At 55.3% G+C, this 22,891-nt stretch carries 21 protein-coding genes and 4 pseudogenes; 12 read left to right on the forward strand and 13 right to left on the reverse strand.

What is annotated here, in order from left to right; all coding sequences use genetic code 11:
- The 8 genes and pseudogenes from BMZ42_RS14335 to BMZ42_RS14365 form a co-directional block, all read left to right on the forward strand.
- Positions 1–678, forward strand: a 678-nt coding sequence (locus BMZ42_RS14335) for an IS3 family transposase (RefSeq protein ID WP_139207946.1), incomplete at its 5' end; no start/stop codon positions are given.
- A gap of 504 nt (positions 679–1,182) precedes the next feature.
- Positions 1,183–1,938: a GntR family transcriptional regulator gene (locus BMZ42_RS14340; RefSeq protein ID WP_175556739.1), complete on the forward strand. Its 756-nt coding sequence runs from the start codon at positions 1,183–1,185 to the stop codon at positions 1,936–1,938.
- A 6-nt stretch (positions 1,939–1,944) separates the two neighbouring features.
- Positions 1,945–3,240, forward strand: coding sequence for an NAD(P)/FAD-dependent oxidoreductase (locus BMZ42_RS14345; protein WP_091523748.1), 1,296 nt, complete (start codon positions 1,945–1,947; stop codon positions 3,238–3,240).
- 57 nt (positions 3,241–3,297) lie between these two features.
- Positions 3,298–3,777: pseudogene (locus BMZ42_RS18450) on the forward strand (FAD-binding oxidoreductase); the annotation flags it as partial.
- Between the two features lie 132 nt (positions 3,778–3,909).
- Positions 3,910–4,722, forward strand: a complete 813-nt coding sequence (locus tag BMZ42_RS18455) for an FAD-binding oxidoreductase (protein WP_342028960.1) — start codon at positions 3,910–3,912, stop codon at positions 4,720–4,722.
- Entirely contained in the window at positions 4,719–5,630 is a 912-nt protein-coding gene (locus BMZ42_RS14355; protein WP_091523752.1) for a 2-hydroxyacid dehydrogenase, read from the forward strand. The genes BMZ42_RS18455 and BMZ42_RS14355 overlap by 4 nt, the downstream gene beginning before the upstream one ends.
- Before the next feature lie 36 nt (positions 5,631–5,666).
- The gene (gene repC, locus BMZ42_RS14360; RefSeq protein WP_091523755.1) at positions 5,667–6,692 is read left to right on the forward strand and encodes a plasmid replication protein RepC; all 1,026 of its coding nucleotides are present in this window, start codon (positions 5,667–5,669) and stop codon (positions 6,690–6,692) included.
- 204 nt (positions 6,693–6,896) lie between these two features.
- Positions 6,897–7,261: pseudogene (locus BMZ42_RS14365) on the forward strand (DDE-type integrase/transposase/recombinase); the annotation flags it as partial.
- 35 nt (positions 7,262–7,296) lie between these two features.
- On the opposite strand, the pseudogene BMZ42_RS18270 reads toward BMZ42_RS14365, so the two are convergent.
- The 8 genes and pseudogenes from BMZ42_RS18270 to dapA all read right to left on the reverse strand — a co-directional run.
- Positions 7,297–7,602: pseudogene (locus BMZ42_RS18270) on the reverse strand (integrase core domain-containing protein); the annotation flags it as partial.
- 412 nt (positions 7,603–8,014) lie between these two features.
- On the reverse strand, positions 8,015–8,893 hold the full coding sequence (locus BMZ42_RS14375) for a TniB family NTP-binding protein (protein WP_091523759.1): 879 nt from the start codon (positions 8,891–8,893) through the stop codon (positions 8,015–8,017).
- Positions 8,890–10,089, reverse strand: a complete 1,200-nt coding sequence (locus BMZ42_RS14380; RefSeq protein ID WP_175556740.1) for a Mu transposase C-terminal domain-containing protein — start codon at positions 10,087–10,089, stop codon at positions 8,890–8,892. Before BMZ42_RS14380 ends, BMZ42_RS14375 begins: the two co-directional genes overlap by 4 nt.
- 680 nt (positions 10,090–10,769) lie before the next feature.
- The gene (locus BMZ42_RS14385) at positions 10,770–11,543 is read right to left on the reverse strand and encodes an amino acid ABC transporter ATP-binding protein (protein ID WP_091523763.1); all 774 of its coding nucleotides are present in this window, start codon (positions 11,541–11,543) and stop codon (positions 10,770–10,772) included.
- 7 nt (positions 11,544–11,550) lie between these two features.
- Positions 11,551–12,213: an amino acid ABC transporter permease gene (locus BMZ42_RS14390; protein WP_091523766.1), complete on the reverse strand. Its 663-nt coding sequence runs from the start codon at positions 12,211–12,213 to the stop codon at positions 11,551–11,553.
- 81 nt (positions 12,214–12,294) lie between these two features.
- On the reverse strand, positions 12,295–13,140 hold the full coding sequence (locus tag BMZ42_RS14395; RefSeq protein WP_091523865.1) for a transporter substrate-binding domain-containing protein: 846 nt from the start codon (positions 13,138–13,140) through the stop codon (positions 12,295–12,297).
- Between the two features lie 62 nt (positions 13,141–13,202).
- Positions 13,203–14,657 (reverse strand): FAD-binding oxidoreductase, encoded by a 1,455-nt coding sequence (locus BMZ42_RS14400; RefSeq protein WP_244523275.1) that lies wholly within the window; start codon positions 14,655–14,657, stop codon positions 13,203–13,205.
- Positions 14,654–15,550 (reverse strand): 4-hydroxy-tetrahydrodipicolinate synthase, encoded by an 897-nt coding sequence (dapA, locus tag BMZ42_RS14405; RefSeq protein ID WP_091523767.1) that lies wholly within the window; start codon positions 15,548–15,550, stop codon positions 14,654–14,656. The genes BMZ42_RS14400 and dapA overlap by 4 nt, the downstream gene beginning before the upstream one ends.
- A gap of 213 nt (positions 15,551–15,763) precedes the next feature.
- Between dapA and BMZ42_RS14410 the strand changes: the two genes are divergently transcribed.
- Positions 15,764–16,435, forward strand: coding sequence for a helix-turn-helix domain-containing protein (locus BMZ42_RS14410; protein ID WP_139207937.1), 672 nt, complete (start codon positions 15,764–15,766; stop codon positions 16,433–16,435).
- Positions 16,436–16,445: 10 nt separating this feature from the next.
- Entirely contained in the window at positions 16,446–17,594 is a 1,149-nt protein-coding gene (locus BMZ42_RS14415) for an alpha-hydroxy acid oxidase (protein WP_091523772.1), read from the forward strand.
- 329 nt (positions 17,595–17,923) lie between these two features.
- Here BMZ42_RS14415 and BMZ42_RS18060 read toward each other — a convergent pair.
- The 5 genes and pseudogenes from BMZ42_RS18060 to BMZ42_RS14435 form a co-directional block, all read right to left on the reverse strand.
- Positions 17,924–18,031: pseudogene (locus BMZ42_RS18060) on the reverse strand (IS110 family transposase); the annotation flags it as partial.
- A gap of 125 nt (positions 18,032–18,156) precedes the next feature.
- Entirely contained in the window at positions 18,157–18,855 is a 699-nt protein-coding gene (locus tag BMZ42_RS14420) for an IS6 family transposase (protein WP_091523775.1), read from the reverse strand.
- A gap of 208 nt (positions 18,856–19,063) precedes the next feature.
- On the reverse strand, positions 19,064–19,555 hold the full coding sequence (locus tag BMZ42_RS14425) for a hypothetical protein (protein WP_139207939.1): 492 nt from the start codon (positions 19,553–19,555) through the stop codon (positions 19,064–19,066).
- Positions 19,556–19,636: 81 nt separating this feature from the next.
- On the reverse strand, positions 19,637–20,248 hold the full coding sequence (locus BMZ42_RS14430) for a DUF3011 domain-containing protein (RefSeq protein ID WP_091523780.1): 612 nt from the start codon (positions 20,246–20,248) through the stop codon (positions 19,637–19,639).
- 36 nt (positions 20,249–20,284) lie between these two features.
- Complete coding sequence (locus BMZ42_RS14435; RefSeq protein WP_091523783.1) at positions 20,285–20,719, reverse strand: hypothetical protein; 435 nt, start codon at positions 20,717–20,719, stop codon at positions 20,285–20,287.
- 389 nt (positions 20,720–21,108) lie between these two features.
- Here BMZ42_RS14435 and BMZ42_RS14440 point away from each other — a divergent pair, with 389 nt between their 5' ends.
- The gene (locus BMZ42_RS14440) at positions 21,109–21,480 is read left to right on the forward strand and encodes a hypothetical protein (protein WP_244523276.1); all 372 of its coding nucleotides are present in this window, start codon (positions 21,109–21,111) and stop codon (positions 21,478–21,480) included.
- 89 nt (positions 21,481–21,569) lie between these two features.
- The gene (locus BMZ42_RS14445) at positions 21,570–22,787 is read left to right on the forward strand and encodes a PDZ domain-containing protein (protein ID WP_091523787.1); all 1,218 of its coding nucleotides are present in this window, start codon (positions 21,570–21,572) and stop codon (positions 22,785–22,787) included.
- The last annotated feature ends 104 nt before the right edge of the window (positions 22,788–22,891 follow it).

Consider the following 22,891-nt stretch of genomic DNA (forward strand, 5'->3'; position numbering starts at 1 on the left):
GCCGGAAGTCGGATGTTGCAAGGGCTCTTGAGAGGAGAAGGGTTGGAAACCGGGCGGCTGCACGTCGCCACGCTCATGAAGAAGATGGGCATCGAGGCGATCTACCGTCGCCCGAACACCTCCAAACCAGCGCCAGGTCACAAAATCTATCCCTACCTCCTGCGCAAGCTGGCGGTCACCCGACCCAACCAGGTCTGGGCAATGGACATAACCTACGTTCCAATGGCACGCGGCTTTGTCTATCTCTGCGCCGTCGTGGACTGGTTCAGTCGGCGGGTTCTGTCGTGGCGGCTGTCGATCACGATGGAAGCAGCCTTCTGCATCGAAGCAGTCGAGGAAGCGCTGGCCCGTTATGGCAAACCCGACATATTCAATACTGACCAGGGATCGCAGTTCACCTCAATGGACTTCACGGCAGTGTTGAAGAAAGCCGAAATCGCCATCTCGATGGATGGCAAGGGCGCTTGGCGGGACAATGTCTTCGTGGAACGCCTTTGGCGTTCGATCAAATACGAGGAGGTCTACCTCCACGCCTACAAGACCGTGTCCGAAGCCCGCGTCGGCATTGGCCGATATCTGACCTTTTACAATAGCCGACGCCCACATTCATCCCTTGACCGGCAGACGCCGGATCAGGCCTACTTCAACGCGCTGGCAACAATGAAGGTGGCGGCATAATCGAGGCGGAAATCCACTTAGCGAAACGCCCGAAACTGTTCAGACAAACCGAGCCACCTCACTTGGTGCAATCCACACCATAAGTTTGAGTTGACCTGAGGTGTGGTATACTGAAGTGTAAAACTGCGACGCGCAAAATTCGTTTCAGCGGAATAGAATGCGACAATTTTCTCGGCCTTCCTCGCTCTTGATCGTCTCTGATCGTTTGGAATATCGGGTAAATAGCGGAAATATATGTATTTATGTCCGATCTGCGAGTCGCCGCGCGGATTTCATTGCTGCGGAAGCGAATTTTCTTTCGCGTTCTGTCAGTGGGGCTAATGCAAGGTGCGTTGACTTTTGGTATACCTAATGCTAGCTCTCATCTGATTAATATTGATGTTCGTGAACGTCGCTCTTATGTTTCGAGAAAGATTATCGATATGTCTGCAATTGACCTCCGTGTCGCTGAATAGGACGACTCGACCAGTGGCATGGCATCCCGGCGATCAAGGAGATTTGCTGGTGGGAGAATTTATGGATGGTAATCGAGCGGGAAATGTTGGCGCGGGGATAGATTCCGCAGCCGAGACGGGCCGTCGGCTCTCCCTAAGCAGTGATATCTATATGCGGCTCAAGAAGGATATCCTGTCCTTCTCGCTTCCGCGTGGCAGTGTTATTCAAGAGGCGGTATTGGCAGAGCGCTATCATGCCAGCCGCACTCCTGCGCGCGAGGCGCTGCGGCGACTGGTTCAGGAGGGGCTAACGGTCCGCAAGGGTCGCAACTACGTGGTGCGCACCTTTACGGCCGACGAAGTCCAGGACTTCTACGAGGTGCGCGAGGGCCTTGAGAAGATGGCTGTGCGCCTGGCCATCGAGCGTGCTTCGGATGAAAGCCTTGAGGCGCTCTGTAAGCATATAGAGAAGCAGACCCAGGCGACGCGGCGGAATGATATTGCGACGTTCAATCAGCTCGACACCGAGTTTCACGTCGCCATAGCTACCATGTCCGGCAATCGTCTCCTGGAGCGCGAGGTCTCGCTGCTCCATGACAAGGTGATGCTGATCCGTGCTCTCGAGCTGAGTCACGAGGCCGGAATGACCAATGCCATGAAAGACCACCAACGTATCGTTGATGCCATGTTGCGGCGCAATATCACCGTCGCGGAAGCCGAGATGCGATATCACGTCAGAAGCGTCATCGCTCTCTACCGCGGCTTCAAGGAACCTCCACCATCGGGGCTCGATTTGGCTATCGAACCCGACCCGACGCGCAAGTAGAAATTCATGAATAGCAAATCTGCCCATCCGCGACTCCCATTGCCATCACTTTGGGAGGCCACGGCCGCGCCCGCGCCCGTAACGGAGCAACTGGACGGAAGCAGCAGCGCCGACATTGTAATTGTTGGTGGCGGCTTTCTCGGTCTGACAACGGCGCTTGCATTGTCGGAGGCCGGCAAGAGTGTCACCATTCTCGAGCAGTACGAAATCGGTTGGGGTGCGTCTGGGCGTAATGGTGGTCAGGTCATTCCTGGGCTCAAGCGGGACCCGGATGAGGTGGTTGCCAAATTCGGTGAGGAGCTGGGTGAGCGGCTCGTCGCATTTGCCGGGCAGGCGCCTTCCGTCGTCTTTGAGAATATTGCACGTTATGGGATCGATTGTTCGTCGGTACGAAAGGGTTGGATCCAACCTGCTCATACGTCGGGCTCTATGGCGCTGCTCGAAAATCGCGCCGCGCAATGGCAACGACGTGGGGTAGAAGTCAGCCTTTTGGACGCCGCCCGAACCGCCGAACTCGTAGGCACGGGGACATATTGCGGTGGCTGGATTGATCCTCGCGCTGGCGGGATTCAGCCGTTGAGCTATGCACGCGGACTGGCCCGTGCAGCTATTGCAAGGGGTGTAAGGATTTTCACGCAGTCGCCGGCTACCAAGCTTGGCAGATCCGGCTCGTCCTGGTGCGTCAGCACTCCGAAAGGCGATGTTGTCGCCGATCAGGTCCTGCTGTGCACGAATGCCTATAGTGGAACGCTCGGCGCAGATCTCAGGCGCACAATCATCACGCCGAACAGCTTCCAGATCGCCACTCGTCCTTTGGATGAGGGGATCAGGCGCAGCATCCTGCCACAAGGTCATGTCGCTTCTGATGCGCGCCGGCTGCTACTTTATTATCGTCTCGATGATGACGGACGATTGCTTGTCGGCGGCCGCGGGACTTTCCGTGACCCAGAGGGCGCTGAGCATTTCGGGCATCTTCGACGAGCCTTGGCACTATTGTTCCCTCAGGCGGCCAACGCCGGAATTGAGTATTACTGGGGCGGGCGCGTGGCAATCACGCTGGACGACCTTCCTCATGTGCATCGGCTCGATGACGGTCTGATAGCTGTGCTCGGCTGCAACGGACGCGGCGTTGCCCTGACCTCGGCGCTTGGGCCGCGTATTGCTGCCTGGCTGCAGACCAATGATGACGACGAGATCCCTTTCCCTCTCTCCACGCTGCGATCGATCCCGTTCCACCAGCTCCAGACATTCTACGTCGCTGGCGCCTCGGCCTGGTACCGGCTGCGCGATTGGTTGACCTGAATTTATTCACCGTAGACTTGGCCGGCCGACATGTCGATGACAAAGAGTACCATTTCTATGCCTGTTCCAGACGCCGTCGCCATAGCGCACGATCTCGAGCAACTTTTGGGGGCGGATTGCGTCCTGGCAAACGCCACGGACATCGAGCCTTATCTCACCGAAAGTCGCGGACTTTATCGCGGCACCGCAGCGGCGGTTGTGCGGCCCCGCGATACGCCCGGTATCGCCGCTGCGGTCGGGTATTGCGCTCGCCATGGAATCGCAGTCGTCGCCCACGGCGGGAACACGGGCCTGGTAGGTGGCAGCGTTCCAGATGGCGGCGTCGTGATTAGTCTGGAGCGGCTGAATGGCGTTGTCGACCTTGACGCTGCCGACGGCACGATCACGGTGCAGGCAGGTGTCACACTCCAACGGGTGCAGCGGGCTGCGGAGGAGGTCGGATGCCTCTTCCCTCTCTCGCTCGCTGCCGAAGGCAGCTGCACAATCGGAGGCAATGTCGCGACCAATGCCGGCGGTACAGCTGTCCTGCGATATGGCAATGTCCGGGCGCTCGTCCTCGGTCTCGAAGTTGTTCTCGCCGATGGACGGGTCCTCGATATGCTGACGCGACTTCGAAAGGACAACGCCGGCTACGATCTGAACCATCTTTTCATCGGTTCGGAAGGAACATTGGGCATCGTCACCGCCGCGGTTCTCAAGCTGTTCCCGCGCCCTAAACACGTCGCGACAGCATTTGTCGGTTCAAACGACCTGAGCCAAGTTTTCGCAATGTTTGAGCGCATCCGCGGGGAGTTTGCAGACTCTATGGTCGCTTTCGAGCTCATTCCCCGCAACGGTCTAGAACTCGTACTGAAGCACATGCCCGCCTGCGTGCGACCGTTGTCAGAGGGGCATAACTGGTATGCGCTTGTTGAGCTTGCGTCGCCCTCGACCCAATCCGAACTCAGCGAACGGATCGAAGAAGTTCTGGCGCAGGCGATCGAAGACGGAGAGGTCGCCGATGCGGTCCTGGCGGCGACGGAGAGCCAGAGAAACGCTTTGTGGGCTTTGCGGGAGAATTTGGCAGAGGCCCAGCGTTGCGATGGTCCGTCAATTAAGCATGACATCTCGCTACCGCTGTCGTCACTGAAGGCATTCATAGACGAGGCTACTGTCGCTTGTGAAGCAGAGATCGAAGGCGTGCAAGTTTGCGTCTTTGGCCATCTGGGCGACGGCAACCTACACTTCAATATTCTCCCGCAGGCAGGGGTGGATGCGGCCGGCTTCATGTCCGAGACAGCACGTTTCAACAGGATCGTCCATGACCGAGTGAGCGCGATTCGAGGATCGATCGCCGCCGAACATGGCATCGGCATTCTTAAGGTCGATGAGTTGCTGCACTATAAGGACGCTACGGCGATCGATGTCATGCGCTCCGTGAAGCTAGCGCTTGACCCGAAAGGTATCCTCAATCCGGGCAAGATATTGAAGAGGCTTGCATGACTATTTGTTTCATCGACTGTTCGCCGTTCATCGCAACGCTGATTCATGAGCATGGCATCGACGCCTCTGGTGTGTCTATCCATGTTGGCGATCCGGCCGTAGGGGAACTTGCCAGCGTGGTCGGCAGAGCGCGCGTCGTGATAAACGGACATACCATGATGGACGGTCCCATGATGGAAAGCTGCCCGGACCTGAAAGGCATCGTTTTTCTTGGTACCGGGGCAGCGTCATATATCGACCTTGATGCGGCCGCCAAGCTCGGCATCGCAGTGCAAACGGTCAAGGGCTATGGGGACCGATCCATCGCGGAACACGCCTTTGCGCTGGCGCTGGTTGCCGCACGCAACATCTCGCGGATGGACCGTGATCTACGGGCGGGGATTTGGGATCCACTGGATGGGATCGAGCTTAAGTCGCGCAACATGGGCGTAATCGGTGCCGGGGGCATCGGGTCCGAGATGGTCGAGATCGCCAGAGGGTTCGGAATGCGTGTTTTGTTGTGGAACAGGACAAGGCGGCCTGAATTCGCGGAAATTCAGACTGACATCGAGACGCTTCTGGCAGAATCCGACATCGTGTCACTGCACCTGTCGTTGTCCGAGGAAACCCGCGGCTTCCTTGCTGCCCCACAATTCGCGCGAATGAAACGCGGAGCGATCTTGGTGAACACCGCGCGGGGAGCGATCATCAACGAGGCTGATCTTTTGGCCGCGCTCGCGTCCGGAGAAACGGTGGCTCACGCGGCGCTGGATGTCTTCGATACTGAGCCTCTTGATCCGACCAGCCCGTTGCTCGCGAACTCAAACGTGACGCTCAGCGCTCATGCTGGGTTCAAGACGCGTGAAGCTACCGAACGGTTGGTAAGAAATGGCCTCGAACTCGCGCGCGGATTACAGAGTCTCCAATAGGATAACAGCTGCGGTTTATTCAGGCTCCAGAAAAGCATGTCGCCGGCAACGCTGCGCCGTCATTTGGCGAACCTGGTTGAATGCGGGCTGATCATTCGCCGCGACAGTCCGAACGGCAAGCGTTATGCGCGCAAGAGCAGGGCAGGGGAGATCGAGCAGGCATACGGCTTCGATCTGACACCTCTTGTTGCCCGTGCGGCAGAGTTCAAGCAGTTGGCAGAAGCGACACGTGAGGCCAGACGTGCTCTGCGCGTTGCACGCGAGAGTCTGACGATCTGCCGCCGCGACATCGTCAAGATGATCGAGACCGGCATTGACGAAGGTGTTCCGGGGAATTGGGGCAGGGTGCACCTTGCCTATCAAGGCATTGTCTCAAGGCTGCCACGCACGGCCTCGCGGGAGCTTCTCCAGGCGATCATGAGCGAGCTCGATGAGTTGCGCACGGAAATCCGTGACACTTTGGAAACATTCATCAATTCACAGAATCTGAACGCCAACGAGTCTCAGTTTGATCGTCACATACAGAATTCAAATCCAGAATCTTATTTTGAATCTGAATATAGCTCCAAAGACATAAAAGAAGCTGGCAGTACGCTTGAGCATGACAACAACGTGCACAGCCTGCCAGACCGGAAGTTGCCCCTTGGCATCGTGTTGGAGGCCTGCCCGAACTTGGCGCTGTTGGCCCGAAGTGGCAGAGTTTCGAACTGGCACGATCTGATAGCGGCAGCGGAACTGGCACGATCAATGTTGGGTATCAGCCCAAGTGCATGGCAAGAAGCGGTGCTGGTGATGGGTAGCCGCGACGCGGCGGTAACCCTGGGTGCGATCTATCAGCGTCAAGAGCAGATCTCTTCGACAGGCGGTTACTTGCGTAGTCTGTCCGCGCGGGCTCGGCAGGCAAAGTTTTCGACTTGGCCGATGGTGATGGCGTTACTGCGCGCCAAGCTGGACGCCACCAAGACGGGCAGGGAAGGGGAGGGTGTCGGTGTGCTGGCAGACAGACCGACACGGTCTCTGGCTATCCCCCACTGCTCAGACTTCTTAACAAAGAAGATATGACCAAGGATCGGATGCTCACCACCTCGTCGCCCAGCCCGTCGCAGACGGGCAGGCGCAGTTCGCCACCGGTAATAATGATCCGGTTCGTGACCTCTTCACTCAGCGCCATCGCCGCCGTGAGATTATTGGTGATCACTGTCGGCCCTTGCGTGAACGCAGAGTACGGGCCACTGCCGCTGACGTAGAGTCGATAGCGATGAAGATCGTGGCGTGGGTGCCTGGTCGCTGCAGAGCCGGCAGACCACTGATGTCGTGCTGCAGGCATTGCTGATGGCGGTGTGGCGTCGAAAGCCGAAGAACAGGTCCTGGTCCACTCGGATCAGGGCTCGCAATTCACCAGCATGGACTGGGCGGCGTTCCTGAAGCACCACAATCTTGAGGACTCGATGAGCCGTCGCGGGAACTGCTACGACAATGCCGTGGCGGAAAGCTTCTTCAATCTCCTCAAGCGCGAGAGGATACGGCGCAGGACCTACCGAACACGCGAGGAGGCAAGGTACGACGTGTTCGATTACATCGAAATGTTCTACTGTCCGTCGTCAGAACATTTGGCTCAGTTTGGGGCGTAGCCTAGCGGAGTTTCGGGCTCGTCTTTATGTTGATGTTAAGCGGCGAGCTTGCGGTGCTGCAAGCGCCGATGTTGGATGGTTTGCCGTTTGATCCTTTCGCGCTGTTTGATGATGGCGCTGGCCCTGCCGAAGTAGGCGTCGGCCGGCGTCACGTTGCCCAGGCTCTCGTGATAGCGCCGATGGTTGTAGTGCTCGACGAAGGTGCCGATCTGGGCCTCGAGGTCGCCGGGCAGGAAGTAGTTCTCCAAGAGGATTCGGTTTTTGAGGGTCTGGTGCCAGCGCTCGATCTTGCCCTGGGTCTGGGGATGCATTGGAGCGCCCCGGACATGGCTCATGCGTTGGTCCTGGATATAGCTCTGTGCGATCCCTTCCTTACGGCACAGCTCGGCGATGCTGTCTTCACCGCGTAAACCGTCCAGCACGATCCGGATCTTGTCTTCCGCTGAAAAATACCGGCGGGTCGCCCGGCGAATGTCCTTTACCACCTGCTCGGCGGGCTTCTTGGCACTTGAGGATTTGGGGCTCATTTTGGTTCCTTCGTCATGACGACGAGACCAAAACCCTCCTTAAATCACAACCTCAAATCTGGGACACAGCTGCTGACGGGGAACACTCAGCGTGGTCACAGAAAAAGCCGTGAGGGTGCTGTCGATTTACACTTCAATCTGGGACTCTGGCACTCTGCGCGAGAAAGTTACACTCCAATTGAGACTCAGGGCAGGGGAGTCTCAATTGGAGTGTAACGTCTGGCGGCTATGCGAACGCTGCTTCCTTTTCCAGGGCAGGCCTCCAACATCCAATGCTTTCATCGGTGATGCGCTCGATACCGTCCTTGATCGCCTCGATTGCAAGTTCGTTTAATATCTCGAACACCCGAGCCGTGATGCCGTCACCGAGGCGAGAAAGATGGCGAAGGCTTTGGCTCGATAGACCCGATGGAAGTCTGAGCGGCAGGCTGCGCAGGATCGCGGTTACCAATTCCTGGAACTCCTCATCTGCCTTCCACCTGGGCAGTACGAACTGATCCAGCCGTCGGGCCAGTTGGGTGTCGCCGGCAATAGCGTCTCGCGCTTCCGACACGCCAAGGCAGACAAGCGAGGCTTTGATCTCGTTACTCAGATATCGCAGAAGCTGCAGGATCACGCGCTGTTCCCTCGGAGTCCCAGCGAGAAGGTTATGAACCTCGTCAAACACCAGAACGCGCACATTGTTGCTTTTCAGCAGGAGGACGGTTCTGATCTCAAGTTCCATGAGGGTCAGGCGTTCGTTGATGCTGGCTCCCATTGCCATCAGCAACTGCCCATATATCCGGCGCTCTGTTGGGCGCGACGTCAATGTAATTGCCAGCACCGGCATGCTCTCCACGCCGGTGCTGTGGTTGATGGTGGGCGGATGATCGCGCTTGAACTTCTCCACGAGCATGGTCTTGCCCATGCCGCTATGACCATAAATAGCGAGGCCGGGTGGGCGTGTTGTTGGCGGATGATCGCATAACGCATCAAGATGCCGCAATACCCGACGAGCGCGATCAAAGCCGACCCATCGATCGGACCGAATGGCACGAATCCTTGTATGGTTTGGTCCATTTGCCAGTGCGGCAGCGCCGGGTGCCAGGTGAGGGAGTTCAATCATTGGTCCCAATATTCCGTGTCGTCGTCAGAATGATTATGTTTTGTCAAATCGATAGATTGAACGGTACTGTGTCCTTCACGGCTCGGTTCAGTTGGTCTTCTTGTAACATTCCGGCGTGCTTTTGCGCTTGAGGATGCTGCGATATCCTCGATCTGTCTCTGTTGTGCGATAGCCGCAAATATAACGTCCTCATGCAATTCAAACCGTCCCTGGTCTCGAAGGGCCTTCTTGGCGTGCTTCCACTCCCACCAGGAAACAGGTGGGAATGCGAGATTGCGGTACCGTGCTTCAATAAATCGGCCATCTGATTGGCGAACGAATATTCGGGACAGGTCTCGTGGGTCATATTTGATCTCGAGTTCGCCGCCACGACCGACATCGCGTGATAATGCATCAGACCAGTACCGGATCTTTTCCAGATGGATGCCGTCTTTCAGCAGGCGCCGCCGTTCGCCAGGCAGGAAGCTGGTCCAGAATGCCATTCGATCAGATGGCAGGTTGAAGTCGACTTCACCTTGCCGTTCGCGCCAGACCGCCAGGGGAGGGCGCAACAGCGAGGTATGTATCCGCTGGTGATATTTGCCGACGATCTCCAGCGCGATCCATTTTTCCAACTCGCGCAATGTAAGATTCGCGCGACCCTCTGAATCGTAGCCGCCTCTAATCTTCACATTGCTGAAAGTTGTGCCGGGTAGCAGATGCACTGCCCCCATCATTGTGCCGATCAACCGTTCGATATGTCCGCCGAACCGGGGTGTGGCCGGCGGCCTGAACAGGAGTTTCATGCCGTACTCCCTGCAAGCATCGGCCAGCGCTCGTGACCTGAAATCTGCCCCGTTGTCGCAATGAAGAACCTCGGGCAATCCGGCGACAGGCCAGGGGATGTCAATTCCTCGCTCATCCAGCCAGGCAGTCTTGTCGTATACGGAATGCAGAAGGCATAGGCCGACTGACGTACTCGATGGGGCTTCCAATGATAAATGGAACCCCGCGACCATTCTCGTGCAAACGTCGATGGCGATCGTCAGAACTGGTCGACCGATGGGTTTACGAAACTGTTCGTCGACAACTATGACGTCGACGATGGTATGATCGATCTGCCAAAGGGCGTTCGGCTTTGCCACATTGAACTGACCAGGGCTTGGCGTCGAGGCGGCTTCAATCTCGCGTTCCCCCCGTTTGCGGGCCGCTGCCATAGGAATAAGTTCCGACACTCTACGCTGGACGGTGCTCCGGTGAGGAGGGGACAGACCTTCCGTTAGGCAGACTTGCCCAATACGCCGCAAGAGTGCAGCAAAGCTTGGTTTTTCTTTTTTAAGCCAGAAGCCATCCACTTGCTCGGCAATGACACGCTCGGTTCTCGGGTCCAGCCTGACAGCACCTGCTTGTGTGCCGCGTTTTCTGGGGCAGAGACTGGATGTGCGTTGCGTCTTTCTGAACCGTGCAGCGAGCCGAAACAGCGTTGATCGCGGGATGCCAAATTTTTCACGTGCTGCCGCGACGACCTCAGCAGTGACCTCACCGCCTGTACGGCGGAGAAGATATCGAAGGAATTCCTCCGGGCAATCATCGTGTTCAGGGTAATCTGGGGGTGAGATCATACGCGAGACTACGGTCGATCGACCGGTCGATCAATCTCATTTTGAGTGTAACGTATGCCCGCTGGAGTCTCATTTGAAGCGTAAGGTGTTACACTTCAATCTCACACAAGCAATTGAAATCACTCACTGCGTGAGTCCCAGTTTCAAACATAAATCGACATCAGGCCACAAGAGAACTGGCTCCTGCTCAAATTCTTTTGTAAAATAAACCTGTTTCGCCATAAGATTTCCTTTCATATCAAGAAAAACTCTCCGCTATTGCGAAGCAAGTCCGCTCAGCTCCTAGTGTGAAAATGGCTCAGGAATGAACGGGTGGCTTCCTCAGCTGGCTGATCGATAACCTGCAAGGCCGGCCCCTGTTCGACGATGACACCATCGCGCATGAATATTACCTTGCTTGCGACTTCGCGCGCAAATGCTATTTCATGAGTAACAATGATCATTGTCATGCCTTCGCGTGCAAGATCTCGCATGACCTGCAGCACTTCCGCAACGAGCTCTGGATCCAACGCAGACGTTGCTTCATCGAACAACATTACTGAAGGCTCCATTGCCAGAGCACGAGCGATTGCCACGCGCTGCTTCTGGCCACCGGAAAGAAAATCAGGATATTCCTGCGCCTTTTCTGCAAGGCCGACTTTCGCAAGCAGCTGATTGGCCAGCTCCTGTGCCTTTGTCTTGGACATTCCCTTGACCGTCAGTGGCCCCTCCATGACGTTTTGCAGAACCGTCATGTGAGGAAAAAGATTGAAGTGCTGAAACACCATGCCAGTGCGCGAACGGAAGCTAGCCTGAACCTTGGCACCAGGCAAACGTGACCCTTTTCCGAAAACGAAAGAATCTTCTCCGATGCGCAATTCGCCATTATCAGGAATCGTCAGAAGATTCAGACATCTGAGCAATGTCGATTTCCCTGACCCTGAGGGGCCAATCAGAGCAACGACTTCACCCGCCATTACATCAAGATCGATATGCCTCAGGACGATCAGGTCGCCGAATTGCTTGCGGATTCCGCGGACGTTGATCTTGGGCTGAACAGGCTGGTTCATGATGTCCTCAATTGCTCTTGTTGAGCTTATGTTCGGCACGCTTTGCAAAAGCGGTCATGGGCACAAGGATCAAGAGATAGATGATGGCAACGATCGTATAGACTTCAAGTGGACGATATGTGTCGGTTGCAGCCACCTGCCCCTGATAAAGAAGATCCGGAACAGCCAGAACAGAAACTAGAGACGTATTCTTGAACTGGATGATCGACTGGTTCATCAAGGGCGGACTCATCCGCTTGATTGCCTGCGGTAATACGATACGACGCATCACATGCAGCGGTCGCATCCCAAGCGCCAAACCGGCTTCGGTCTGGCCACGATCAAGCGAGATAATGCCGCCACGGATGATTTCAGCATAAAATGATCCGCCATAAAGTGAAAGCGTGACGACGGCAGCCGTGTAGGCAGTCATCTCGATGCCGAGGAGGATCGGCAGCGCGTAGTAGAACCACAACAGCAGCACAAGAAGTGGTGTACAGCGGAACAGTTCGATAAATGCCCAGGAGCCGAGCCGGAATGTACGAAAATTCGACAATTGTGCCAGCGCGGCAATAAGGCCGACCAGCAATCCCAGAACAATCACCGAAAGCGTCAGCAGCACGGTTATTTTCGTGCCGTCAAGCAAAATCCAGCGGTAGTTCCAGAGAATTCCGAACTCCCATTTATACATTTTCCATGTTCCCTTATTGTGCAGACTGCCTAGTTGGGCAGAAAGGAGGATAGGCGCAAAACCTATCCTCCATCCATGCAATCAGAGGCTGATGCCTTCCGGAATGTCAGCGGTTGTCAGGTCTACCGCCTCAAGGCTTTCAATTACCAACGAGCGGATCAGGCCCATATTGCGAGAATAGCTGATCCAGGCATTGGCATAGTCACGGAACGTCTTGTCCTGCTCGCGACGCACGCACGCATTGGACGTTGCACCAAATTGCGGCTGAGGAACCACAACATGCCCCATCTGCTCATCCCGCTTGACAGCCCGCAGAGCACCCATCCAGAACAGGCACTGAACGTCTGCGCGGCCACTGCGCAGCGTCATGGAAGCTTCATCGAGTGAACGCAGCCGTGAAATCGTGGCATTCGGGCACAGGCGGCTGACAATATGGTCATGGGCGGTGCCGACATCGACAGCGATGCGACAATCGGGATTGTTCATGTCTTCCCAGGTGACCGGTTCAAAACCATGGCGGGCGATGACGACCAGCGCTGAATCGTAGACAGTATCCGTGAAATCGACGGCAAGCGCACGTGTCGGGGTCAGGTTCATGCCGAACATGATGTCGATCTTGTTGGCCTGCAGATCCATGATCGCATTGCCCCACTGGGTTTCGACAACCTCAAGCTCGACATCCATATCTTCAGCCATTGTCTTGGCGATATGATAAAAGTGGCCATTCCACTCACCGGTGGCGACGTCCTTCATTGTCCATGGAGCGCCGGTGGTGACGCCACCCGTGCGCAGCTTCTTGGTCCGCATGATGCGTTCCCAGGTCGTCTCATGGGCTGTCTGGGCAGAAGCGCTGGTGGATAGAGCCCCAACGGCTGCAGCAGTGGCTCCCAGTCCTACCAGTCCGGCAAGATCACGACGTTTAATCATCTGCATACTCCCTAAAAGTTGGCCTTTCCTCCAGGCCAGGATTTCCGCGAAACTGCGGGGGTTCATGCGCCCTTGTGATCGGACATGCATGGGTTCAGCAAGACACCGGGATTCAAACGATTATCCGGGTCCAGCAAGGACTTGATCTGTCTCATCACCTGAATTCGCGCCGGGTCTGCCAGACGCTCAAGTTCGGAAGTGAGCTTTCGCCCAATTCCATGCTCTGCGCTTATGGTTCCATCCAGACGGACTGCTACATCATGAATGGCCTTCTCGACCTCAAGCGCAAAAACCTCATCATCGGCCGGAACGTCCTGGCGCTGAAACATCAGCGTGTAGTGCACATTGCCATCGCCCAGATGGCAAACAACCATGGATTTTGCTGATGGAAAGCGTGCAGCGCTTACTTCATCGGCGGCCTGGATAAAATCAGGCACGCGCGAAACACGTACGCAAACATCGTGAACGATACCGATGCCTTCTTTCTTGTTGGCTTCGGAAACTGAATGGCGGAAATGCCAGATTTCCTCAGCTTGCGCCTGTGAACTGGCAATGACAGCATCCAGGATCAGTCCCGTCTCATAGCCTTTTTGAAGGACATCCTCCATGATGGCATCAAGATCCGTCGCAGCGTCGGCAGACCCAAGCTCGACCATAAGGGACCAGGCTGGCAATTCGGCAAAAGGCAGCCGCACACGTTCTATGTGGCGCAGAACAAGCTCATACTGGCTTCGCGAAACCAGTTCACACGCCTCAAGAAGATTTGGCGCTCTGTCTCTGAACAGAGCCAGAAGGCTGGTTGCATCGGAAGGGCTGTTCAGTCCGATCCACGCATGTGCACTTGTTGCAATCCGGGGATGCAGCTTCAGAACCGCCGCCGTGATGATGCCAAGCGTGCCCTCCGCTCCGATGAAGAGCTGGTCGAGCATGTATCCGGTATTGTTCTTTTTGAGGCCTTCGAGATTTCGTAAAATAGTCCCGTCCGCCAGCACGAGCTCAAGGCCGGCGACAAGGTCGCGCATAGGCCCGTAGCGTATCACATTGGTGCCGCCAGCATTGGTCGAAATGAGGCCACCGATCTGGGCAGATCCTTCGCTGCCAAGATGCATTGGAAGCGATCTTCCTTCTGCTGCGACAGCATTATGCAAATCGCCCAGAACAACTCCTGCATCGACTGTAACGAGATTTGCAATCCGGTCGATCTCACGGATCGTGTTCATCCGGCGCAGTGACAGCATTATTCCCGGATGGACAGTATCCTGCGCCTGCGGAACAGCGCCAAAGCACAGGCCGGTATTGCCCCCGACAGGGAAAACCGGCTCGCTATAACGGGCGGCAATACGCATAATTGCAGACACTTCTTCGGTGTTCTTCGGGAACACGACACAATGCGCCCGTCCTTGGCGCCGCCCCCGCCAGTCCATGACGAAGGGGGCCATTTCTTCGGGAGAGCTTATGAGGCTGCTTGTACCCACGACGGCCAGAATCGCCTCAATCATGGCGGCCTTTTTGCTCATGCCAATTGCTGTTTAGCAGTTTCAGCAACGCTGGCGATCAACTTCAGAGTATCTGCTTTGGGCGGCAAAAGAGGCTTGCGGACACCACCTACCGAACGGCCGACCATAGCCATATAAGCCTTCAGGGGGCCGGGGTTGGTTTCCGTGAAGATGGCAGCGATGACGGGATCAATACGCCCCTGGATAGCCAGCGCCTCTTTCAGCCTACCTGTGGCAGCAATTTCCATGATTTCCAACCAGATGCGGGGATGAATTGTGGCTGATGCAAGGACGCCACCTTTAGCCCCTAGTGCCATGTGGGTTGCAAAAAGCGGCTCTTCTCCGCTTAAGATGGCCATCTTGTCGCCAGCCAGCTTTATGGTTTGAATGAATTCCGGCATGTCATAATGCGAGAATTTCATTCCGATCGCAGTTCCATCTTCAGCCAGGGCCTGAATGCTTTCCGGATCGAGAGTGACGCCTGTGCGGCGTGGAATCTGGTAAAGCATGATCGGAAGATCGACATCATTACGATAGGCACGGAAATATTCGACCATACCTTCCTGCGTTCCTGGCGCGTAATAGGGTGTGACAACCATTAACGCAGACGCTCCGGCTGACAGAAAATCCCTGCCCGCCTCAACCGCATCCATATAACCAGTAGACAACACACCAGGAATTACCGGTTTGCCTTCAGCAGCTTCAACGCATGTCTCCACGACGCTGCGGCGCTCTGCCTGAGAAAGCGCAGGATATTCCCCGGTCCCACCGATAGGAACGATCCCGGACGCGCCGCTTGAAATCTGGAAGCGGACCAGATCAGCCAGCGCGGCATGATCAACCCCGCCATTCACGTCGAAAGGCGTGACGATCGCGGTATAGAGACCGCGGATGTCGGTATGGGCTAGCGGCATGTCAGCAAAATTCCTGATTCGTAAGGTTGTGACTGCCGCTACCATACGCGGCAGATGTGGGAGATAATATTTGTTGTGATTGAATTGTGAAAAACGGAGTTTGTCAATCAGATAATGCTAAATTTGTCGGATATGATAAATAATAAGCTTCTCGATGAGAATCTGAGAATCAGCTAGAGATGATTGCTAAAATTCGAGGCAACCAAACTGAACATGGAAAAGAGTAAGCATCAGGATGAGGCCGCAGAGTTGCAGCCAACATCCATGATTCAAGGCGTCCTGACACAGAGCGAGCTTGGCGAAGTGGAGCGTAGCGGCAGCTTCGACGCCATCGCTATGGGTGAGCAGCTACATGCGTTGCGCAAATCGCGTAAGCTTACCCTTCAGGATATGGCCAGGCAGACTGGCGTATCAGCTTCGGCAGTTTCCAAGATAGAACGCGGCGAATTTTCCCCTACTCTTGGCACCATGCAACGTATCGCTGAGGGGCTGAAGATTGATATCGTCAGCCTGTTGAGTGGTACAAGCAACGAAGTTCAGCCTTATGGGCGCCGTAGTGTTAACTCAGCTGACAGCGGACGTCAGCATTTGACATCAACCTGTGTAAACCGTCTGCTTTCACCTGATCTGCGTGAAAAGCGGATGCTGCCGGTACGAACAACTGTCACTGCTCGCCATGTCGATGATTATATCGACTGGGCACGCTCCGACAGCGAGATTTTTCTTTTTGTTTTGAGCGGTATTTTGGTGCTTCACAGTCGTGCTTATGAACCCTTGCGGCTCAAAATGGGGGAATCTGTCTATTATGATGCCAATATCCAGCATGCATGGACATCCGAAGGCGATACAGATGCTGAGGTTTTGTGGCTTATTTCTACCCGTTGAGGTCTGATATATGCTTCTCAACTACAGCGACTACCGCAAGGCTGCCAGATATGTGCTGCCCCGCGGGTTGTTTGAATATATTGACCGCGGCACCGAGGACGAGCACGCTCTTACCAGAATCCGTGATGATCTGAATGCCATACAACTAGTTCCACGCATCTTTTCCAGGCCGGGAGATCTGGACTTATCCGTTGAACTTTTCGGTGAGCGATATGCTACGCCGCTTATCATCGCGCCAACGGCACTCGCTGGCATGCTGGCCTATAATGGCGAGCAAAAACTTGCACGCGCAGCCGGGAGAAACAATCTGACCTATTGCGCGGCCACCCAGTCTGTTTCATCCATTGAAGATATTGCAGCCGGGGCACCGGACTCGAAACTCTGGTTCCAGCTCTATTATTGGAAAAACCACGAACTGACGCGGGATCTGCTTGTGCGTAGCAACGCAGCCGGCATCAGAACCCTCGTTGTTACCGCTGATACACCAACCGGCCCGAAGCGAGAATATAATCAACGCAACCGGTTCGGTGTTCCTTTTGAAATAACCGTGAGAGGCATGATTGATGTGCTACGCCATCCACGTTGGTTTACGCGCGTTCTCCTGCGCTATCTCCTGACATCGGGGATGCCAAGTTATGGAAATTACCCAGCGCAATTCCATACACCAATCACCCGTAGGAGCATCAGAAATGATGTCGCCCTTGACCATGCGCTGACATGGAATGAAATAGCCGATCTGAGAGGAGTTTGGAACGGCAACATCATCATCAAGGGTATATTATCAGCGAAAGACGCTGAGCGTGCTGCAAGTCTCGGGATGGATGGGATCGTCGTTTCTGCCCATGGCGGCCGTAACCTTGATATAGCGCCAACCCCGGCCAGAGTTTTGCCTGATATCAGAAAAGCCGTTGGCAAGGATCTCTGCATTATCGCAGATAGTGGAGTAACGCGCGGTACAGATATTCTGAAATATCTGGCGCTTGGGGCAGATGCAGTGATGGCCGGCCGATTGCCTTTATGGGGGCTTGCAGCTGCCGACGAAAGAGGCGCTGGCGATGTATTGGCAATGCTTATCGATGAAATGAAGACGGCGATGACAATGCTTGGTGCTAACAGCCTGATAGATATTCAGGAACTTGAGCGCACAAGTTTTACGTAAAGGCCACTCAGGGGTGTCAATGACCGTGGAATCGGGACCCCGCATTTTCGTGTAAAAGGGGCTCTGACTCATATGTGGAACGGCCCGGTTGGCAAGGTTTTTCAGCGTGAATCGCCGTCGGACGGTGCAGTCATATGTCCGGCCTGTTAGTGCGGTCATCGACCGCTGGCCACGATGAGATCCGCGATGTCGATTGCCTAATCAAATTCTCGCGCTCAAAGGCGCACTGAGTCAGACGGTCTGATCGACATCGAGGTATCGCCCCTCGGGTTCATCACGCTCTCGTACCTTGCCGCTTTACCCCGACGCAGAGACGCCGGGGATCTGTCTTAAGCCTTCGCCATGATCGCCGGCGCTTGGTATGTGCCACCCTTGATGAGAAGCGCCCATATTGTGCGGGCCATCTTGTTAGCCAGTGCTACGGCTGCCACCTTGTAGGTAAGCGTTGGCTGCAGTGCACATTGTTTCAGCTTGACGGTGTGAAGTTCCATGGCAGGAGTTCGTCGATCGGTTTTGTTGCAACGGCAGACTGGAAACACAAAGAGGCCTGACCCGAGGCCAATTATGCGGCAAGAATTGCGAACTGCTCGGCCAAGGACGGATTCGGATTGAAGGCGTATCTCGCCTGTCGCTTGCGCATCATATGAACCATCTCGATGCCGGACAGGATGATCGCGGCTGATCCCTGTGATTTGAAGCCAAGCATTGGCCGGACGCGGCGCTTGATGCGCCGATGATCCTGTTCAATCCGATTATTCAAGTATTTACTCTTGCGTATTTCGATCGGCTTCAGCCGGCGTCGGGAGCGATCCAGTAAGCGATTTGTGGTATCACAGGAAACGATAGCCTCGTGGTTGGTCGGACTACCATCGATGACGACGCGGTCGGGCCGGCCATGACGTGCCAGTGCCTTCCTGAAAAACCGCTTGGCCGATGGCAAGTCGCGCTGCTCGCTGAACCAGAATTCAACCGTGTCGCCGACACTGTCGATGGCGCGGTAGAGGTACATCCACTGGCCGCGGACCTTGATGTAGGTCTCGTCGATATGCCATCTGCCGGTCACGCTCCGCTTCCGTCGGTTGAAACGCTCCAGCAATAGCGGTGCGTAACGGACGGTCCAGCGGTGAATGGTCGTGTGATCGACGGCAATGCCCCGCTCGGCCATCATCTCTTCCAGATCACGCAGGCTCAGACTGTAGGCCAGGTACCAGCGCACGCAAAGCAGGATCACGGACTGGTCGAACTGGCGGCCCTTGAACATTCAATCCTCCGAAAATGCCAGAGGCGCTCCTTGCCACAGTGACGGTATTCAAAACATTGCAACACAACCATATTGCTTCCGTACGGTTGATGAGCAACAGGGCCCACACTAGGGGCACGATCTTCCGAAACTCGGAATTTGGCTAAGCTGACTTACTTACCCATGCGGCTACCTACCCCAAGGGGAAAGCGCGTTCCGAAGACAGCTCTTACGGGAAGCTCTTGCTTTCCAGGTGCTCGCCGATGAGGAAGCAGTTTACCGTGATTGGCTCGGCCTGCACCTTGTTTACCTCTCCATCGATCAGGTCACATTCGATCAGGTTCTCATCGCTGGATTTGCGGGAAGTGTAGAGGTTGACATTGACGCTCGGCTGTCCCTTGACCCATTTCAGCCTCATCCCTCCGGCATTCTTGCCAGTGATATGCACAACACCGGGCTGCCCCGGCAATTCGAAGCTTTCCTTGCCGAGGTCAACCATACCCAGCTCATCGGTGTGTTTTTCGCCTTCGCGTGTCGGCTCGCCGTAAAATGACGCCCATACGGTTATGGTTTCATGCGCAGACTTGAGTTTTGCCGCGGCTTTTTCCGAAAGCGTGAGTTTGAAGTCGAAAGCAAGATTGGCGTCATTTGAGTGTGCCGGAACGGGTAACATCGACAGCACGGCTACCGACAGAAAACCGCCGCTGGCGAGGGTGCACACCTGCGCCCGCAGTTTGGAAAACCGGTCCCCGATCATTCTTTCACGCTCCTTCGTTGCGGCTGTCAGAACTGATAACGCAGTTTACTCATCAGCATCCGGATCATCGACGAGGCATCCCATGCCATGACAGCCCTGATAGTTACCCTCTTCATCAAAATTGGGTTCGCCCTGCTGGTCGAACTGGGGTGTGTCATCAATCTCCTCGTCGGGGTTGTCGACCAGACAGCCCACGCCATGACAACCATTGTAATCACTGCTGCGAACGTAGTTGGAAGTCGTGTGCTGTCTGTTGTGCTTGCGGTCGTCCGTCATCCCCTCAACAATTGCGCCTAGCACCACGCCAGCCGCCACTGCGCCGATATCGTGGCCATGATGGTCGTAGACGCGCGCATTGGTGTCGAACGTGTCACCGCGACCATGATGGTAACCGCCGACATCGGCGAAGATGCCCGAACACCCCTGAGCAACCCAAATGTACTTAGTTTTGGGATTATATCCCCAGCTGCGGTTGAGGATGCATGGGCTGCTGGAAGTCTGATGAATGAGTTGGGGCTTCGACAGCGGTCCGGCCCAGCATTCGCCATACTGATGATGGCGCGACTGGCATTCAACAGTGGATTGCGCCTGTGCTCCCGGGGCTTCCAGAAAGGCGAAAGCGAAAAGAGCGGCGGCAAGCCAGAGGGTTCTGTTCATCGATAGGCTCCGGTGGGATTACGTTGAAACACGCGATCAGTCGTTGATCGCAGTGACCTTGATCACGTCGGCATCGCCCACACCGGAGAACCAGATTTCCCCCTCGCCGACCATCACGCCCTGCCAGTTGGCAAACAGCGTTTCATATGTCTGTCCCTGCAGGGCATGCTTTACTTTGGCGGTAATGACTTGATCGTAGTCAGCAATGAAATGCGCGGCATCGCGGATTTTTAGCGATTTGCCACCAATGCGTACCTGGAAGGGATATTCGATCACCGCTGCAACTGCAGACTTGTCGCCTGCGGCCACGGCTTTCTTCAAATTGTCGAAGAATGTGTGATAGCGGGTATGGTCGCCGAACAACGTATCGAGTGTGTTGTTCATTTCGGCGACGGGATTGGCGAGGACAGGCAGCGGGGCCGCAAGCGCCACCAACGTTGCTGCAGCCATTCCCAGAAAAGATTTTCGCATAATGACTTCCTCGTATCAGCCGCGTCGATGATGAATATCTATCCAACCTGAGCTGACATCAGAGCAGCCGCATTCGTTTTCCAGATAGAAAACAGATAGCTAGAGCAACTATTGCTATCAAAGGAACCTTTGTGCGCCCGAATTCTCAATTCCATAGTCGGAATGTGAAAAGCAGATCGTATTCTGAAAGCCTGTCATCATAGCAGCACGTCACATGCGTGCGGTTATTCAGATAGCCAGCGACTCCAATGTTCGCATTTCAGTTTTCATATAATGACCGCTTCTTTCAAAAACGCATCACTATCTGCGCTGGACAACAGTCCTGATCTTGGAAGCAGGAAGACTATTTGGCAACAAGCGCAGGTTTGACGATATTAGAGAGTAATTATATGAGATCCATGTCGGTCATTGCTGCCGCTATTGCAGTCACCACGCTTGGCGCCTGTGCGCAAAAGGCTGATCGGGTGCAGGCGACCTATATGTCAGCAGCGCTTTACCAAAACCTGACCTGTGAGCAGTTGGTGCGCGAAGGCTGGACTGTTTCGAACCGCGCTCACGCCGCTGCTGGCAAACAAAACCGCCATCGCCTGGAGGATGAGGTAGCTATCACAGCTGGCGTCCTGGTTTTCTGGCCAGCGCTGTTCTTCACCCATGGCAACAATGCCTCGACAGCGGAACTTGCGCAATTGAAGGGCGAGATGGAAGCGATTGAGGCAGCATCGCGAGCCAAGAATTGCGGGATCGTCTTCAACCGCGCCTGATCTCGGCGAAACTCTCCACACAGAAACTGGCGCGCCTGCCGCAATACTGAGCTTTCGGAGGCGTTGCCACAATGCGGGACAGGATAGTCATGCGTAAGAACGGATTGAAAGCTGCTATTTCAGCAGCCAAAGTCGCAACCATTGCCGGAAAGCTGGTGCTGGCAGCCGGGATGACCATTCCGCACACGGTTCCCGCTTTTTCAGCTACACTCGATCTGCCGCCGCCCTATGTATCAAGGGCATTGGGAGCGGTGCTTATTCCCATCAACCACGCGTCGCGCCACCGCTACCAGATCCCGCCGAAGCTGCATGGCGTTTATGTGCTGGCAGTGTCACCGCGTGGCGCGGCTGCCCGGCAGGGTATCAGGCCGGGCGATGTGCTTGCTACGGTGCGTGATCACCCAATCCTTGTGCCTTCTGATGTCGATCGGCTGGTGTGGGGCGCGCTGGCAGTTAGTGTTACGGATTTTTTGTTTGGAGTCGCGCGCGGCCCCGACATTGTCCAAGTCAACACAAATATCACCGTCAACAACTTCAACCAGTCTATCAATATCAACAATATCAATAGCTGGACGAGCATAGAAACCCAAAACAACTGGACCCAGATTGTCAATCAGTACAACACCAATATCTCCACCAGCATCACGGATAACAGCTATCGTTCCGATGTCTCTGTCCCGGAGCCCGGCCAGAACTTCGACGGCACTAATCGAATAACGAACACCGGTACCGATGGCTTGCCAGAGCCAGGGCAGAATTTTGATGGCACGAACCGGACTGCTGATGACATTCCTGAACCCGGACAAAATCTCGACGGCACTAATCGAATTACCAACACTGGCACCGATGGCTTGCCAGAGCCAGGGCAGAATTTTGACGGCACGAACCGGACTGCCGATGACATTCCTGAACCCGGAGAAAACCTGTCTTCCGATGATGTCGATGATGTCGATGATACAGATGATGACAACATCACTGACGACGATACGGATGACACGGACGATGACGTCGATGATGGCGACGACGACGATGCAGATGACACGGATGATGGCGACGTAGACGACAGCGATGCCGATGATGACAGCGATGACACGGACGAAGACATCGATAATGGCGATGACGACGATGCAGATGACACAGATGATGACGACGTAGACGACAGCGATGCCGATGATGACAGCGATGACACGGACGAAGACATCGATGATGGCGACGACGGCGACGATGCAGATGACGCGGATGATGACGACGTAGACGACAGCGATGACTACGACTCTGCCGATGATGGCGACGACTATGAGGAGTGAGCGGTATTGGTGCACCTAACCCATCGGTGCCTCTTTAAAGGCCACCGATACTTCGGCCAGATGCCGTTAACAGTTGAAAGAATGATCGTAGTTAAGGTGTCAAT

Origin of the sequence: Aquamicrobium aerolatum DSM 21857, assembly GCF_900113935.1 — a bacterium.
Lineage (GTDB): Bacteria > Pseudomonadota > Alphaproteobacteria > Rhizobiales > Rhizobiaceae > Aerobium > Aerobium aerolatum.

Excerpts from the sequence above, each read along its gene's own strand:
- BMZ42_RS14345 (WP_091523748.1), top strand. The coding sequence starts at position 1,945 with ATGAATAGCAAATCTGCCCATCCGCGACTCCCATTGCCATCACTTTGG.
- BMZ42_RS14385 (WP_091523763.1), bottom strand. The coding sequence starts at position 11,543 with ATGAACCAGCCTGTTCAGCCCAAGATCAACGTCCGCGGAATCCGCAAG.
- BMZ42_RS14375 (WP_091523759.1), bottom strand. The coding sequence starts at position 8,893 with ATGATTGAACTCCCTCACCTGGCACCCGGCGCTGCCGCACTGGCAAAT.
- BMZ42_RS14415 (WP_091523772.1), top strand. The coding sequence starts at position 16,446 with ATGCTTCTCAACTACAGCGACTACCGCAAGGCTGCCAGATATGTGCTG.
- BMZ42_RS14355 (WP_091523752.1), top strand. The coding sequence starts at position 4,719 with ATGACTATTTGTTTCATCGACTGTTCGCCGTTCATCGCAACGCTGATT.
- dapA (WP_091523767.1), bottom strand. The coding sequence starts at position 15,550 with ATGCCGCTAGCCCATACCGACATCCGCGGTCTCTATACCGCGATCGTC.
- BMZ42_RS14430 (WP_091523780.1), bottom strand. The coding sequence starts at position 20,248 with ATGAACAGAACCCTCTGGCTTGCCGCCGCTCTTTTCGCTTTCGCCTTT.
- repC (WP_091523755.1), top strand. The coding sequence starts at position 5,667 with ATGTCGCCGGCAACGCTGCGCCGTCATTTGGCGAACCTGGTTGAATGC.
- BMZ42_RS14380 (WP_175556740.1), bottom strand. The coding sequence starts at position 10,089 with ATGGCAGCGGCCCGCAAACGGGGGGAACGCGAGATTGAAGCCGCCTCG.
- BMZ42_RS14395 (WP_091523865.1), bottom strand. The coding sequence starts at position 13,140 with ATGATTAAACGTCGTGATCTTGCCGGACTGGTAGGACTGGGAGCCACT.
- BMZ42_RS14445 (WP_091523787.1), top strand. The coding sequence starts at position 21,570 with ATGCGTAAGAACGGATTGAAAGCTGCTATTTCAGCAGCCAAAGTCGCA.
- BMZ42_RS14435 (WP_091523783.1), bottom strand. The coding sequence starts at position 20,719 with ATGCGAAAATCTTTTCTGGGAATGGCTGCAGCAACGTTGGTGGCGCTT.
- BMZ42_RS14400 (WP_244523275.1), bottom strand. The coding sequence starts at position 14,657 with ATGAGCAAAAAGGCCGCCATGATTGAGGCGATTCTGGCCGTCGTGGGT.
- BMZ42_RS14420 (WP_091523775.1), bottom strand. The coding sequence starts at position 18,855 with ATGTTCAAGGGCCGCCAGTTCGACCAGTCCGTGATCCTGCTTTGCGTG.
- BMZ42_RS14440 (WP_244523276.1), top strand. The coding sequence starts at position 21,109 with ATGAGATCCATGTCGGTCATTGCTGCCGCTATTGCAGTCACCACGCTT.
- BMZ42_RS14410 (WP_139207937.1), top strand. The coding sequence starts at position 15,764 with ATGGAAAAGAGTAAGCATCAGGATGAGGCCGCAGAGTTGCAGCCAACA.
- BMZ42_RS14390 (WP_091523766.1), bottom strand. The coding sequence starts at position 12,213 with ATGTATAAATGGGAGTTCGGAATTCTCTGGAACTACCGCTGGATTTTG.